Source organism: Bradyrhizobium sp. WBOS07 (assembly GCF_024585165.1).
GTDB classification, from domain to species: domain Bacteria; phylum Pseudomonadota; class Alphaproteobacteria; order Rhizobiales; family Xanthobacteraceae; genus Bradyrhizobium; species Bradyrhizobium japonicum_B.
In genome coordinates, this window is record NZ_CP029008.1 from 2,821,201 (window position 1) to 2,836,656 (window position 15,456).

9 protein-coding genes are annotated in these 15,456 nt (G+C 66.1%); 5 read left to right on the top strand and 4 right to left on the bottom strand.

The window, feature by feature from the left end:
• Positions 1-8 precede the first annotated feature (8 nt).
• Together DCM79_RS13245 and DCM79_RS13250 are read right to left on the bottom strand one after the other, a co-directional pair.
• On the bottom strand, positions 9-2,507 hold the full coding sequence (locus tag DCM79_RS13245) for a penicillin-binding protein 1A (RefSeq protein ID WP_257180208.1): 2,499 nt from the start codon (positions 2,505-2,507) through the stop codon (positions 9-11).
• A 269-nt stretch (positions 2,508-2,776) separates the two neighbouring features.
• Entirely contained in the window at positions 2,777-4,072 is a 1,296-nt protein-coding gene (locus DCM79_RS13250) for an N-acetylmuramoyl-L-alanine amidase (protein ID WP_257180209.1), read from the bottom strand.
• 704 nt (positions 4,073-4,776) lie between these two features.
• Here DCM79_RS13250 and DCM79_RS13255 point away from each other — a divergent pair.
• From DCM79_RS13255 to DCM79_RS13265, 3 genes are all read left to right on the top strand, one after another.
• On the top strand, positions 4,777-7,917 hold the full coding sequence (locus tag DCM79_RS13255; RefSeq protein ID WP_257180210.1) for an Rne/Rng family ribonuclease: 3,141 nt from the start codon (positions 4,777-4,779) through the stop codon (positions 7,915-7,917).
• A 105-nt stretch (positions 7,918-8,022) separates the two neighbouring features.
• Positions 8,023-9,519 carry an amidase gene (locus DCM79_RS13260; RefSeq protein WP_257180211.1) on the top strand — a complete coding sequence of 499 codons (1,497 nt, stop codon included), beginning with the start codon at positions 8,023-8,025 and terminating at the stop codon, positions 9,517-9,519.
• 37 nt (positions 9,520-9,556) lie between these two features.
• Positions 9,557-10,789: an FAD-binding oxidoreductase gene (locus DCM79_RS13265; RefSeq protein ID WP_257180212.1), complete on the top strand. Its 1,233-nt coding sequence runs from the start codon at positions 9,557-9,559 to the stop codon at positions 10,787-10,789.
• Between the two features lie 164 nt (positions 10,790-10,953).
• On the opposite strand, the gene DCM79_RS13270 is transcribed toward DCM79_RS13265, so the two are convergent.
• Together DCM79_RS13270 and DCM79_RS13275 are read right to left on the bottom strand one after the other, a co-directional pair.
• Positions 10,954-11,511 carry a biotin transporter BioY gene (locus DCM79_RS13270; protein ID WP_257180756.1) on the bottom strand — a complete coding sequence of 186 codons (558 nt, stop codon included), beginning with the start codon at positions 11,509-11,511 and terminating at the stop codon, positions 10,954-10,956.
• 92 nt (positions 11,512-11,603) lie between these two features.
• Entirely contained in the window at positions 11,604-12,791 is a 1,188-nt protein-coding gene (locus DCM79_RS13275) for a pyridoxal phosphate-dependent aminotransferase (protein ID WP_257180213.1), read from the bottom strand.
• Between the two features lie 189 nt (positions 12,792-12,980).
• On the opposite strand from DCM79_RS13275, the gene DCM79_RS13280 reads away from it, so the two are divergent.
• Both DCM79_RS13280 and DCM79_RS13285 read left to right on the top strand, forming a co-directional pair.
• Complete coding sequence (locus DCM79_RS13280) at positions 12,981-14,378, top strand: M48 family metalloprotease (RefSeq protein WP_257180214.1); 1,398 nt, start codon at positions 12,981-12,983, stop codon at positions 14,376-14,378.
• A 109-nt stretch (positions 14,379-14,487) separates the two neighbouring features.
• Positions 14,488-15,255 (top strand): DsbA family protein, encoded by a 768-nt coding sequence (locus DCM79_RS13285; RefSeq protein ID WP_257180215.1) that lies wholly within the window; start codon positions 14,488-14,490, stop codon positions 15,253-15,255.
• The last annotated feature ends 201 nt before the right edge of the window (positions 15,256-15,456 follow it).

Sequence of the window (15,456 nt, forward strand, 5' to 3'; positions counted from 1 at the left end):
GTTATCCGCTACCACAGCCCGCCGGTGCCCGGGCGCATGAGGAACCCGGAATCCGGCTGCTGCTGCGAGACCGGCATGCGGCTGTCGGCATCGGCGACGCCGATGACCGAGTAATTGTCCGGCGGCGCCGTGCCCGGCTTGAAGGCTTCGAGGATGGTGCCGCCGGTTTCGCCGGGGCCTGCACGCATGCCGGTCTTTGCGGCGACACGCACGAGCTTGATGCCGGCCGGCACCTTGAACGGCACGGCGGGCTTGTCGGCAAGCGCGAGCTGGAGGAAGTCGCGCGCGATAGGGGCTGCCAGATGGCCGCCGGTTGCGGCGTTACCTTTGCCGAGCGGACGCGGCTTGTCGTAGCCCATATAGATGGCGACGGCGATGTCGGGCGAGAAGCCGACGAACCAGGCGTCCTTGGCCTCGTTGGTGGTACCGGTCTTGCCGGCGACGGGTTTGCCGACCGCCTTGATGACCGTGGCCGTACCGGACTGCACCACGCCTTCCATCAGCTCGGTGATCTGATAGGCGGTCATGGAGTCCAGCACCTGCTCGCGGCGGTCAATCAGCTGCGGCTCAGGCTGGTTCTTCCAGCCGCCCGGTGCGTCGCAGCCGCGGCATTCGCGCTGGTCGTGCTTGAAGATAGTGTGGCCGTAGCGGTCCTGAATACGATCGATCAAGGTCGGCTTCACGCGGCGGCCGCCATTGGCGAGCATCGAGTACGCCGTCACCATGCGCATCGCCGTCGTTTCGCCGGCGCCCAGCGCGTAGGACAGATAGTTCGGCAGCTCGTCATAGACACCGAAGCGGCGGGCATATTCGCCGATCAGCGGCATGCCGATGTCCTGCGCGAGGCGCACCGTCACGGTGTTCAACGACTGCCGCAGCGCGTTGCGCAGCGTGACCGGGCCCTGGAACTTGCCCGACGAGAAGTTCTCAGGCCGCCACACGCCTGCGCCCTGCCCCTGGTCGATTTCGATGGGAGCATCGAGGACGACGGTCGAGGGGGTATAGCCGTTGTCGAGCGCAGCCGAATACACGATCGGCTTGAATGACGAACCGGGCTGCCGGTAGGCTTGCGTGGCGCGGTTGAACTGGCTCTGATCGAACGAGAAGCCGCCGACCATGGCGAGCACGCGCCCGGTCCAGGGATCCATCGCCACCATGGCGCCGGACACTTCGGGGATCTGGCGCAGCCGGTACTGGCCCTCGACCGGCTGACCATCCTTGTAGAGCGGATCGGCATAGATGACGTCGCCGGGCTGCAGCACCTGCGACACCGCCGTCGGCGTCTTGCCCTTGGTTCCGCCCTGCACGGCTCGTGCCCATTTGACGCCGTCGACCGTGATGATGCCAGTCTCGCGCTGCTTGCTGACGGCCCCACCAAGCTCGCGGCTCGGCTGGAAGCCGATGCGCGCCGACTGGTCGCTGGTTTCCAGCACGACCGCCATGCGCCAGGGCGAGATGTCGGAGAGCGATTTGATCTCGGCGAGCTTGACGCCCCAGTCACCTGAGATGTCGAGCTTGCTGATGGCGCCGCGATAGCCTTGCTGCTCGTCATAGTTCACGAGGCCGGTGACCATCGCCTTGCGGGCCATGACCTGGATCTTCGGATTCAACGTGGTGCGGACCGACAGGCCGCCTTCATACAGCTTCTTCTCGCCGTAGCGCTCGAAGATGTCGCGGCGAACTTCCTCGGCGAAATATTCGCCGGCGAAAGTGTGGGCGCCGTTGGAACGGCTGGTGACGGCGAGCGGCTCCTTGCGCGCCTTGTCGGCGTCGGCCTGCTTGATCCAGCCGTTCTCCAGCAGACGGTCGACGACATAGTTGCGGCGCTCTATGGCGCGGTCGCGGTTGCGGACCGGATGCAGCGTCGCCGGCATCTTCGGCAGCGCCGCCAGATAGGACGCTTCCGCCACGGTCAGCTCGTTCACCGACTTGTCGAAATAGACCAGCGAAGCGGCAGCGATGCCGTAGGCACCGAGACCGAGATAGATCTCGTTCAGATACAGCTCGAGGATCTTGTCCTTGGAATAGGTCTTCTCGATCCGCATCGCCAGCAAGGCTTCCTTGATCTTGCGGGCGAACGAGACCTCGTTGGTCAGAAGGAAGTTCTTGGCGACCTGCTGGGTGATGGTGGAGGCGCCTTGCGGACGGCGGTTGGAGCCGTAGTTCTGGATGTAGACCAGGCCCGCGCGCGCCATGCCGGTGTAGTCGATGCCGCCATGCTCGTAGAAGTTCTTGTCCTCGGCCGCGAGGAACGCGTTGATCACGAGCTTGGGCACCGCCTGGATCGGCAGATAAAGGCGCCGCTCCTTGGCGTATTCGCCGACCAGCGAACCATCGACCGCGTGCACGCGGGTCATCACCGGCGGCTCGTAATCCTGAAGCTGAGAATAGTCCGGCAAGTCCTTGGAGAAATGCCAGATCAAGCCTGCCACGGCCCCGACACCGACAAGGAACACCACTGTTCCCGCGGCGAACAGGAAGCCCATGAACCGCACCAGCAAGCGCATTATCTATTTATCCGTTCAAAGTCTGGATCAGCCCAGTATCGATCCCATTGGACCCAAAAAACTGGCACCCCAAACTGGCACCAACCTCACGTCGCGAATTCGCCCGCCTACACAATACTATCAGTGCCGGACTTAAGACGCTTGCCGAACAGGATTCTCGCCGATTCCGGAACCCCCTGCGGCATTTTTATAAAGCGCCCGCTGTGGCCAAACTAGGGCCTTTGCGAGGGGGCGGACAACCCTTTCAGTTTCGAAGACCCTCGGGGCGGTCAATTTGACGATCCCGCCGTGGCCATCCGCTTGGTCAAAAACCCGTCGATCGCCTGCGCCATCGAGCCCACGGCACGGGACCGCCAGCCCTCGGACACCAGATGCTCGAGGTCGCCCTTGTTGGAGACGTAGCCGATCTCGACCAGCACCGAGGGCACGTCGGGCGCCTTCAGGACCCGGAAGCCAGCCGATTTCAGGGGATGCTTGTGCATCCGCACGGTCGACTTCATTTCGCCAATCAGCAGGCGGGCGAAACGGTTTGAAAAAGTGCGGGTTTCTCGCTGCGTGAGGTCGATCAGGATGTCGGCGACCTCGTTCGGCTCCTCCGCGAGGTTGAAGCCGGCGATCGCATCGGCCCGGTTTTCCGCATCCGCCAGCCGCTGGGCCTCGGCGTCGGACGCCTTGTCGGACAACGTATAGATGGTCGCGCCTTGCGCATCGCCCTCGGCCCGCGGCAGCGCATCGGCATGAATAGAGACGAACAGCGCCGCCTTGTGGTTGCGGGCGATCTTGGTCCGGTCATTGAGGGGAATGAAGGTGTCGTCGTCCCGCGTCATGACCACACGGTACTTGCCGGCCTTCTCCAGCCTGTCGCGCAGCGCCAGCCCGAAGGCCAGAACCAGGTTCTTCTCGCTCTCGCCGCTCGACTGCGTGCCATTGTCGATGCCGCCATGGCCGGGATCGATCACGACCACCGGGCGGCCATCGGCTTTCTGCTGCGCCGTGTCCGGAGCTGTGGTCGCCGGCGCCGTTGCAGGCTGCGCCTCGGCGATGGTGGGCCGCAGCTCGGGGCGGCTTTCAGGCGCGAGCGCCTGCATGAAGGCGGTACGGTCGACCTCCTCAAGCTCCAGCACAAGCCGGGCCGGCTGGCCGTTGGCCGCCTCGACCACGTAGGACTTGGCGATCTTGGCCGGTCCCGTCAGGTCGAACACGATTCGCGAGCCGCCGGGCATGACGAGCCCGTAGCGGAAGGCCTTGACCAGTCCGCGCCCTCCGGCCCCGGTGCCCGCGGGCAGCTGAAAATTGACCTGCGGCACGTCGATGACGACCCGGTAAGGGTCTGCCAGCGTGACTGCGCGGAAGGTCACGGCCTGGTTGATGTCGAGAATGAAGCGGGTCTGCTTGCCGTCGCCGGCCAGTCGGGCGGCCGAGGCGATCGGAAAATTCGCCGCTGCAACAGTGGGTTGCGATTGGCTTTCCGCTGCCCTCAGGCGCGAGGAATCAGCACATGGCAATACCGCAGCGCACAACAGCGCGCATCCCAGCAAAACCCGTCGATGTGTGCGGCTCGCCACCGATTCCGTGCCTCCGAGCAGCCCTCTTAACGCAATAGAACCACACGGTTAATCGATCCTTAATGACGGACGTGCGAAACTCTTCGACTGTGACCGCCGTGCGACGCTCCCTTGCACGGATGGCTCATTCCTCGTATGTACGGAATGCTGACGGCCGATATTCTCGGTTGTGTCGCATTCAGCCTCCCGGCGCAGCGCCGGAACTCCCAAGATTGGGAATTCCAGCGTTTTCCGTTTCCCTCTAAGGCCAGCGCGGTGCGCGGCAGCGGGTGGAACGGGTCACGCGTCGGCGGCGGACCGGTCCCGGGTTACCACTCACGTTACCGGGACGGTTCTGACAGCGACGTAACCCATTACCCGTTCCCTTGATCCCAAGGGAGCGGTTCTTGATCCCCAAGGCGAGCGCGCTCGCGCCATGCCTGGCCAACAGCAACTGATTGAAGGGTGGCCTCGCCGCCCAATGTTTCATACGGGCCGACGCTTGATGCGCCAGACTGTGCCGACGAATTCTGAAGGACCATTCGCGACGCTGCGGAGTGAAAATCCCGCGCGCCGCAATGGTCCTGAAGCTTCCGGTCCGGCAAGGCGCGAGAGACGGCGTTTCGGCCTTCCCCTCACCCCCGAATCAGGTGGACCGTCGCGTCACCCGGCGGCGCGATACGCGCCCACGGTGAATCGCGCCCGCCGCCGCCAAGAGTTAAGACATGCCCAACAAGATGTTGATCGATGCCACCCACCCGGAAGAGACCCGGGTCGTCGTGGTCCGCGGCAATCGCGTCGAAGAGTTTGATTTCGAGACCGCGCAACGCAAGCAACTGCGCGGGAATATTTACCTCGCCAAGGTCACACGGGTCGAACCCTCGCTCCAGGCCGCCTTCGTCGAATATGGCGGCAACCGCCACGGCTTCCTCGCCTTCAGCGAAATCCATCCCGATTATTACCAGATCCCGGTCGCCGACCGGCAGGCGCTGATCGAGGCCGAGGAACAGGCCCATCGCGAGGCCGAAGAGGAGAGCGAGAACCGCTCCCACGGGCGCCGCCGTTCACGCCACCGCAATGCCCGCCGCCGCGGTCACGGCGAGCGCGTGCGCAGCGACATCGTCGAGGGCCTCGAGGCCGGCGCCGATCCCGCCGCCCAGCCGATCGAGGGCGCGGCGCAGCCGGAGCATGGCGAGGGTGCCTTGCAGGGTGCCTTGCAGGAAGGCGAGCAGCTGCATGCCGATGCCGAGCATCACGGCGAGCACGACAGCCACGACCACGATCACGACGGACATGATCATGCCGAGCATGATCGCGACGATCGTCATGCCCATGCTGACGCGCCCGCCCACGATCACGACCATGGTCACGATCACGACCATCCGCACGATCATCACGACCATGATCACGCCGGCGAGACGCCTGCGCCTGTCGCGGCCGTCGGCGCCGAGCCCGTGGTCGCGACCGCAAATGTTGCCGAGCCGCAGGAGGCCGCCCCTTCCGAAGCGCATGCCGAGGCCCTTGCCGAAGCCGTGACCGCCGCCGCTGAGCCGGCCGACGCCGTGTACGGCGAGAGCACCGAAGCGCCGCATGCCGACGCCGGGGACGCAGCCGGCGAAGACGACGAAGACGAGGATGAGGACGAAGACGGCGATGAAGCCGAAGAGGAAGTCGTCGAATCCGTCGGCGGCGACGACGTGCTGGAGGAAGTGCCGGAGCGCACGTTCCGCCCGCGCCGCCAGTACAAGATCCAGGAAGTCATCAAGCGCCGCCAGGTGATGCTGGTACAGGTCGTCAAGGAAGAGCGTGGCAACAAGGGCGCTGCGCTGACGACCTATCTGTCGCTCGCCGGCCGCTATGCCGTGCTGATGCCGAACACCGCGCGCGGCGGCGGCATCAGCCGCAAGATCACCAGCGCCCAGGACCGTTCCCGCCTGAAGGAAGTGGTGCAGGATCTCGACGTGCCCGAGGGCATGGGCATCATCCTGCGCACGGCCGGCGCCGCCCGGACCAAGCCGGAGATCAAGCGCGACTTCGAATATCTGATCCGGATGTGGGAGACGGTGCGCGACCTCACGCTGAAGTCGCAGGCCCCGACCCTCGTCTACGAGGAAGGCTCGCTGATCAAGCGTTCGCTGCGCGACCTCTACAACAAGGAGATCGACGAGATTCAGGTGGCCGGCGAGTCCGGCTACCGCGAAGCGCGCGACTTCATGAAGATGCTGATGCCCGCCAATGTCAGCGCGGTGAAGCAATATCGCGACGGTCAGCCGTTGTTCTCGCGCATGGGCGTCGAGAGCCAGCTCGACGCGATGTTCTCGCCGACCGTGCAGCTGCGCTCCGGCGGTTACATCGTCATCAACCAGACCGAGGCGCTGGTCTCGATCGACGTCAACTCCGGCCGGTCGACGCGCGAGCACCATATCGAGGACACTGCGCTGAAGACCAACCTGGAGGCGGCCGAAGAGGTCGCCCGCCAGCTTCGCCTGCGCGACCTCGCCGGCCTGATCGTCATCGACTTCATCGACATGGACGAGAAGCGCAACAACCGGGCGGTCGAGCGCAAGCTGTCCGACTGCCTCCGGCAGGATCGCGCTCGCATCCAGGTCGGACGCATCTCGCATTTCGGCCTGCTCGAGATGTCACGCCAGCGCATCCGCGCCAGCGTGCTCGAGAGCTCGACCGATCCGTGCCCGCATTGCGGCGGCACCGGCCATGTCCGCTCGGTGTCCTCGGTGGCGCTGCAGCTGCTGCGCGGTCTCGAAGAAATCCTGATGAAGGGCGCGACCCACAATCTCGTGGTCCGCACCCGTACCGACGTCGCGCTCTATGTGCTGAACCACAAGCGCGGCCACCTGCGCGACCTCGAAAACGGCTTCAAGGTGACGCTGTCGGTCATTGCCGATCAGTCCGTCAGCGGACCTCAGGCTTACGTGATCGACCGCGGCGAGCAGGTCCATACGCTGGAAGCCGCCAAGGCGCTGCTTGTGGCGCAGGCGGCTGCGAGCCCGCCGCCGGCGGCCGAAGAGCCCTACGACGATGAGGACGCCTTCGACATCGAGACCGAATCCGAGGTCGAAACCGAGGAGACCGAAGGTCTCACCGAGGAGCAGGCGTCCGGCGAAGCCGCGTCCGACCAGGACGGCCAGCGCCGCAAGCGCCGACGTCGCCGCCGCGGCCGCGGTGGCCCGCGCGACGGCGAGTTGCGCGAGGATAGCCCTGCCACCCTTCCCGAGGCGGCCGTAGCGGCCGGCGAAGGCGAGGACGATGCCGAATCCGAGCAGGACGGCGAGGAAGGCGAGGAACAAGCAGCCCGCGGCGAGCAGCAAGGCAACGGCGAGCGCCGGCGCCGGCGCGGTCGCCGCGGCGGTCGCCGCCGTCGCGGTGGCAGCGAGGAAGGTCTCGCCGGCTCGATCAGCGACGAGCTCGGCACCAATCAGCCATCGGAAGCTGCCGAGGCGGTCGCCGATTTCGACGGCTTCGGCAACGAGGCTGCGCCCTCGATTGCACAGGCCGAGCACAGCCCAGAACCGCAAGTCTCGCAGCCTGAACCGCAAGCCTCGCAGCCCGAACCGCGCGCCGAGGTGCAGGCCGAGGCGCCGGCTCAGCCCGAGCCCGTTGCCGCGGAGGAAGAGCCCGTCGACGACAAGGCCGCACGGCGCCGCTCCACGGTGCGCGAAAAGGTGAGCTTCCTGTCGAGCGGCCCGAGCGAGCCGGCAACGCAGGTGTCGCAGCTTGCGCAGGCGGCCGAGCCGGTCACGCCGCCCGCGCCGGCAGCTGAACCCGCGCCGCAACCGGCAAGCGATACGCCCGCGGTCCCGCGCCGCGCCGGCTGGTGGTCCCGCCGTTTCGGCGGCGGCGAATAAGGCCGAACATCCAAAATGCAAAACGCCCGGCATCCGCCGGGCGTTTTCGTTTCGTCGTTGCGTCGATGTGCTAAGCCGTTTTCGCAATCTGAATGGGGACCGGCATTGTCAGAGCTTTGCGATTCCAGCGCCGTCGAACTGCGCCGCCTGTTGGCCGCGCGGATGATCTCGCCCGTCGAGCTGCTCGACGCCTGTCTGTCCCGCATCGCCGCGATCAACCCCGCCGTCAACGCCGTCGTGACGCTGGACGAGCCGGGCGCACGGGCCGCCGCCAAGGTGGCCGAAGCCGCCATCCTGCGCGGGGAGGATCGCGGGGCTCTGCACGGGCTTCCCGTTCTCATCAAGAACACCCAAGACACCGCCGGGATGCGCTCCACCTATGGCAGCCCGCTGCTGAAGGACAACGTCCCGGCTGTCGACCAGGGCTCGGTCGCGCGCCTGCGCGCGGCAGGCGCCGTCATCTTCGGCAAGACCAACACGCCGGAATGGGCGGCGGGCGGCAACACCCGCAACCCCGTATTCGGCGCGACCGGCAATCCCTTCGATCCCCTACGCTCGGCGGCGGGCTCCTCCGGCGGCTCGGCGGTGGCGTTGGCTTGCGGCATGGCTCCGCTCGCCTCCGGCTCGGACACCGGCGGCTCCCTGCGCAATCCGGCAGGCTTCGCCGGCATCGTCGGCATGCGTCCATCCTACGGCCTCGTGGCCAGCGAGAAGCGTGCGTTCGGCTGGTCCAATCTGTCGACCGACGGGCCGATGGCGCGCAACGTCGCAGACACTGCGCTGATGCTCTCGGTGATGGCGAGCGATGATGGCCGCGATCCGCTCGCTTATACGCTGCCCGGCGAGCCCGTGCGCGCTCGCGCCGAGCGCTGGGCCGCCCCGCGCCCCGCAGAGCTCGGCAAGCTGCGTCTCGCCTTCACCGAGGATTTTGGCTTTGCCCCGACCGAGCAGGCGATCCGGCGCGTGTTCCGCGCGCGGGTGAAGAAGCTCGCGCCGCTGTTTGCGGAATCCCGCGAGGCGACGCCGGATTGCTCCGGCGCGGACGACGCCTTCGCCGTGCTGCGCGCAGGCCTGTTCCTGGCCATGCACGGCAAGAACTACAAGGAACGCCGCGAGATGCTCGGCCCCAATGTCCGCGCCAATGTCGAGGAAGGGCTGGGCTACACGCTCGAAGACCACGCACGGGCCACGGCGACGCAGACGCGGATCTATCGCGCCTATCAGAGCTTCTTCGAAACCTGCGACGTGCTGATCAGCCCGACCATTACGCTGAGCCCGCGGCCGTGGTCGGAGCCTCATCCGGCCGAGATCGACGGCGTGCCGACCAGGTCCTATTTCCACTGGCTCGCGCTGGCCTACGCCGTCACGCTCCCCGGTCATCCCGCGATCAGCATTCCGCTCGGCCTCGATGAAGTCGGGCTGCCGTTCGGCCTCCAGATCATCGGTCAGCGTGGCGGCGACGCCATCGTGCTCTCGGTCGCCGCGGGCATCGAGGCGGCGTTCGCGGGCGATGCGCAATTGTGCCGGCCCGTCCCGGATCTGGCGCGGCTTGCCGCGGCGCCGCCGCTCTCCGCTGCCTCCGGCTTCCTCACCTGGGAATGATCCCGGGATAACGCGATCCGACAGGAGAAGTCTTCCGATGCAAAGCGCAATGGTTCTCGGCGGCGGCATGATCGGTGTGAGCGCCGCACTGCACCTGCAGCAGCGCGGCTGGACCGTCACGCTCGTCGATCGCAGGGAGCCCGGTCGCGAGACCAGCTACGGCAATGCCGGGATGATCCAGGCCGAAGCGGTCCGTCCCTATCCGATGCCGCGCGACCTTGCGACGCTGCTGAAGATCGCGACAGGCCGCACCAACGACGTGCGCTACAGCCTGTCGTCGCTTCACCGCCATATCGAGCCCCTGCTCCGCTATTGGTGGCATTCGGCGCCGAAACGGCATCGCGAGGCGATCGAGGCCTGGGCGCGACTGATCGCCTACGCGACTTCGGAACACGACATCCTCGTTCGCGAGGCTCATGCCGACAATCTGATCCGCCGCGCAGGCTACCGGGCGCTGTACCGCAACGCCGGGGAGCTGGAGCTCTCGATCAAAGCCGCGGAGGAAGACCAGCGCGAATTCGGCGTGAATTTTCGCGTGCTGTCCGGCAGCGAGCTCGCCAAGGCCGAGCCGATCCTGCGCGACGATCTTCCCGGCGCGATCCATTGGCTCGACACCTGGACCGTGTCCGATCCCGGCGCCCTGGTCACGTCCTATGCCGAGCTGTTCGAGCGCCTCGGCGGCACCATCGTGCTCGGCGATGCGCAGTCGCTGCAGCAGACCGCAACCGGCTGGTCGGTCGCGACGGACCAGGGGTGCCTCGACGCCGCCCACGCCGTCGTGACCCTCGGACCGTGGTCACCCGATCTGCTGCACAAGTTCGGCTATCGCATTCCGCTGGTCCGCAAGCGCGGCTACCACATGCATTACAGCGGCGGCGCCTCGCTCGATCTGCCGCTGGTCGACAAGGGCGGCGGCTACGCCATGGGGCCGATGGCGAAGGGAATCCGCATCACCACCGGCGCCGAATTGACCGGCATGGACGCCCTCGCCACGCCCGTGCAACTCGCCAGCGCGGAAAGCTCCGCACGCGAGCTGATCGACCTCGGCCAACGCGTCGAGCCGGATCCGTGGTTCGGCACCCGCCCCTGCACCCCCGACATGCTGCCGGTGCTCGGGCAAGCTCCGCGTCATCCCGGCCTCTGGATGAATTTCGGCCACGGCCATCAGGGATTTACCCTGGGACCCGCGACCGGACGCCTGCTCGCCGAGATCATGAGCGGCGAGACGCCGGCGATCGATCCGCTGCCATATCGGCCAGAGCGGTTCTAGACTCAAAGAAAAGGGCTGATCGAGAATGTCGACCAGCCCCGTTACTTCGAGCGTTCCCTGGATGTGGGCGATGACGAGCGCCTTGATCTCATCGTTGGTGGCAACGGTCGGCCAGAGTCAGCCGACGCGTGCGCCGAGCACGATGGCGATCAGGGTTTCGCGCTTTATCGCCGGCGCTCGATCAGCCTGCGCGCCGCCGGCATCAACGTCGCGCCAAGCGCGTTCTTGATCAGCGAAGCCGCCACGAACGGCACGATGCCGACCTGCCAGGCCTTCGCAGCGCCGAGCCCGAGGCCGAACGCCAGCCAGCCGAAGCCGGCGGCCAGAATGACGACATGGCCAACAGCCATGGCTGCAAACAACCGCGCCACGCTGCGATCCCAGCCGCGCTCGGCGAGCCAGCCGGTTACGAAGGCGGCCGCAATGAAGCCGAACAGATAGCCTGCGGTCGGGCCAATCAGCGGCGCAATCCCACCCACCGGTCCGGCAAAGACCGGCGCGCCAAGCGCGCCCTCGGCGAGGTAGGCGATCATCGTTGCGCTGCCAAGACGCCAGCCATAGGCCGCGCCGATCATCAGCACCACCAGCGTCTGCAACGTCATGGGCACATAGGGCAGCGGCAGGCTGACCTTGGCTGACAGCGCCATCAATGCGGTGCCGAGCCCAACCAGCACGACGGCACGCACTGCGCCGACGGTTTCGCCCGGCCGGGTCGGCCACATCAATGCGGCGAGAGAAAAATGTGGTGCGGCAGCGGTCGGGACGGATCGGTGGTCGGGCAAGATGAACTCCGGAGCTGGTCGAAAACTGGCGGCTATTTAAGCCAGTGAGCGATCCGGTCAACTGCCTCGCGCATCTCTCCCGGCGAGCGTGCATACGAAAAACGAATGAACGATCGGCCGTGAACGGGATCGAAATCGAGGCCGGGCGTCGCCGCAACGCGTGCCTGCTCGAGCATCTGCTTGGCGAACTCGAAACTGTCGGAGGTGAAGTCCGAGACGTCGGCATAGAGATAAAATGCACCATCGGCCGGCAGGAATTTGCTGAGGCCCGCTTTCGGCAATCCCTCGATCAAAATCTGCCTGTTTTCCTGATAGCCGCGCTTGATCGCTTCCATCTCGGCCGCACCGTCGAAGGCGGCCTCTGCCGCGATCTGCGACAGCGCCGGCACCGAGATCGACAGGTTCTGCTGCAGCCGCTCGATCGGCCGCACCAGGATTTCGGGCACGACCATCCAGCCGACGCGCCAGCCCGTCATGCAAAAATACTTCGAGAACGAGTTGATCACGAGCGCGTGCTCGGACAGCGCGGCCGCCGTGGCGGCTGGAAACGCATAATCCAGCCCGTGATAGATCTCGTCCGAGATGAAGCGGATGCCCGCGTCTTCAGCGGCCGCCATCAGGCCGGCGAGCGCTTCGCGCGACATCATCGTCCCCGTCGGATTGGCGGGGCTGCCGACCAACACGCCCTTCAGCGGCACCTTGCGATGGGCGGCGAGCAATGCCTCGCCGGTGAGCGCATGGCGCGTCTCGTTCGTGGTCTCGATCAGCACCGGCTCGCAACCGAGCGCGGTCAGGATATGCCGGTAGGGCGGATAACCCGGCACCGTCACGGCGACGCGGTCGCCCGGCTCGAACATCGACAGGAAGGCCAGGATGAACCCGCCCGAGGAGCCGGTGGTCACCACAATCCGCTCGGGGCTGACGTCGCAGCCATAGGCGTCGCGATAATGGCGCGCGATGCGCTCGCGCAAGGAGGGGATGCCGAGCGCGGAGGTATAATCGATCCGCCCGGTCTCGAGCGCCATATGGGCGGCGGCAATCGCCGTCCTGGGCGCGCTGGCCGCGGGCTGGCCGACCTCCATGTGGATGACATGGCCGCCGGCGGCCTCGATTCGGGCCGCCGCGGCCATGACGTCCATCACCATGAACGGGGGAACATCGCTGCGGCGGGAGGGCTCGAGCCACTGCCCCAACCGGTTCCTTAAAGTCGCATCGTGCATCGATTTCTGCTATTTCGCTGGCGGGCCGGTGCCTCCGGCCCGGGAACGGGGCGCTTGCGCCCCAGACTGGCCGCATTGTGCGGCTCATAAGGGGAACGGCTCACAAGGGCATATCGCGTATCCGGTCCGCCGCCAATCGCCAAACCCATCACGAAACTGCTTTCCAGACCGTTTGACCAAGACCGTTTGATGTCGCTCCAGATCGCATTGCGCAAGAAGGCTTCCGCCCTCACCGCCCTCGTCACGGCCGCGGCGATCGCGCTGACGCCGTTCTCCGCCGCGCACGCGCAAGCCAAAGGGCCGCCGGTCCTGCGCGACACCGAGACCGAGCAACTGCTGCGCGAATATACGCGCCCGATCCTGCGCGCCGCGGGTCTGGAGAAGCAGAACATCCAGATGGTGATCCTCAACGACGGCTCGTTCAACGCGTTCGTCGCCGATGGCCGCCGCATCTTCGTCAATTACGGCGCGATCCTTCAATCGGAGACGCCGAACCAGATCATCGGCGTGCTCGCGCACGAGACCGGGCATCTGGCCGGCGGCCATCTGTCCAAGCTGCGCGAGCAGCTCGCCGCCGCCCAGACCCAGATGATCATCGCGATGCTGCTCGGCGCCGGCGCGATCGCCGCGGGCAGCACCCAGCGCGGCACCGGCAACAACGGGCTCGCCAATGTCGGCGCTGCCGCCATGTCGGCTCCCCAGGAGGTGATCCGCCGGTCGCTGCTGTCCTATCAGCGCCAGCAGGAGGAGAACGCCGACCGCGCCGGCGTGCGATTCCTGACCGCGACCCAGCAATCGCCGAAGGGCATGTACGAGACCTTCAAGCGCTTCACCAGCGAGAGCCTGTTCGCCGCGCGCGGCGCCGACCCCTATCTCCAGTCGCATCCGATGCCGGCCGAGCGCGTTGCCGCGCTGCAGGAGTTCGCAAGCTCCAGCCCCTATTGGAGCAAGAAGGACGATCCCGCGCTTCAGCTTCGCCACGACATGGTTCGCGCCAAGATATCCGCCTTCATGGAGCGGCCGGAGACGGTGTACCGCCGCTATCCGCTCTCGAACGACAGCATGCCGGCGCGCTATGCCCGCGCCATCAGCACCTATCTGCACGGGGACTTGCGCAGCGCCCTCGCCCAGGTCGATGCGCTGATCCAGGTTCAGCCGAGCAATCCGTACTTCTACGAGGTGCGCGGCCAGGCCTTGCTGGAAAGCGGCAAGGCCGCCGAGGCTATCGCGCCCCTGCGCAAGGCTGCCGCACTCTCGAACAACTCGCCCCTCATCGAGATGTTACTTGGGCAGGCTCTGGTTGGAACCGATAATAAGGCCTACACCGACGACGCCGTTCGGATTCTCCGCGCCGCGGTGGCGCGGGAGCCCGAGGCCATCCTCGGTTACAGCCAGCTCGCGATGGCCTATGGCCGGAAGGGAGATTATGCCGAGGCGGATCTCGCATCGGCCCAGGCCGCTTACTTGCGCGGCGACAACAAGACCGCCCGCGAGCTCGCCACGCGCGCGAAAACCCGTTTTGCCGTCGGCACGCCTGGATGGGTCAAGGCCGACGACATCGTGGCGGCCAAGCCGCCGCGCAACTGACGAGAACGACGCCAAACCTAAAGACGCCTTGCACCACGACGTCACGACACCGAGCTTTGACGCCGCCGGGACGTTTCACGAAACCTGCTTTGGACAAGAGGATTTGCCTATGCCTTCGCTGCGCTCGCTTGCTCCCGCGCTGATTGCGCTCGCCATGTTCGGCGCAGTCGCGCCGGCCGCTGCCGACAGCTTCTCCGACCCGCAGCGCACCGAGATCGAGAAGATCATCAAGAACTATCTCGTGAGCCATCCCGAGGTGCTCGAGGAGGCCATGGCCGAGCTCAGCAAACGTCAGGCCGCGGCCGAAACGAAAAAGCATGAAGCGAGCGTCGCGCAGAACGCCGAGGCGATCTTCAACTCGCCGCGACAGGTCGTGCTCGGCAACAAGGACGGCGACGTCACCTTCGTCGAGTTCTTCGACTACAATTGCGGCTACTGCAAGCGCGCGATGGACGACATGCTGACCATCATGAAGAGCGATCCGAAGCTGAAGGTCGTGCTGAAGGAGTTTCCGGTGCTGAGCCAGGGCTCGGTCGAAGCGGCGCAGGTCGCGGTCGCCGTGCGCATGCAGGATCCCACCGGCAAGAAATATCTCGACTTCCACCAGAAGCTGCTCACCGGCCGCGGCGCCGCCGACAAGGCGCGCGCGCTCCAGGCGGCCAAGGAAGCCGGCCTCGACACCGCCAGGATCGAGAAGGACATCGGCAGCCCCGAGGTGCGCGCCACCATCGAGGAGAACTTCAAGCTCGCCGAAGCGATGGGCATGAACGGCACGCCGAGCTACGTCATCGGCAAGCAGATCGTGATCGGCGCCGTCGGCGTCGAAAGCCTCAGGGAAAAGATCGGCATCGCCCGCTGCGGCAAGGCAACCTGCTGATCACAGGTTTTTCGATATTCGGAAAACGCGACAAGGCCGGCTGGAAAGCCGGCCTTTCTTCTTGCGCCGAACCTTGGCGTCTTCGCGCAAAGTCATTCATCTGGCGTTCAACAAACAAATGCCGCGGAACAGACGAAGTTCCGGAACAACTCAAATCTCCTTTCGTTGTCGGCGCGGGCAATGACGCAAAGAAACACGTGA

Bases quoted from the DNA above. Each gene is read 5' to 3' on its own strand.
- DCM79_RS13245 (WP_257180208.1), bottom strand. From the start codon at position 2,507: ATGCGCTTGCTGGTGCGGTTCATGGGCTTCCTGTTCGCCGCGGGAACA.
- DCM79_RS13255 (WP_257180210.1), top strand. From the start codon at position 4,777: ATGCCCAACAAGATGTTGATCGATGCCACCCACCCGGAAGAGACCCGG.
- DCM79_RS13265 (WP_257180212.1), top strand. From the start codon at position 9,557: ATGCAAAGCGCAATGGTTCTCGGCGGCGGCATGATCGGTGTGAGCGCC.
- DCM79_RS13270 (WP_257180756.1), bottom strand. From the start codon at position 11,511: ATGTGGCCGACCCGGCCGGGCGAAACCGTCGGCGCAGTGCGTGCCGTC.
- DCM79_RS13275 (WP_257180213.1), bottom strand. From the start codon at position 12,791: ATGCACGATGCGACTTTAAGGAACCGGTTGGGGCAGTGGCTCGAGCCC.
- DCM79_RS13280 (WP_257180214.1), top strand. From the start codon at position 12,981: ATGTCGCTCCAGATCGCATTGCGCAAGAAGGCTTCCGCCCTCACCGCC.
- DCM79_RS13285 (WP_257180215.1), top strand. From the start codon at position 14,488: ATGCCTTCGCTGCGCTCGCTTGCTCCCGCGCTGATTGCGCTCGCCATG.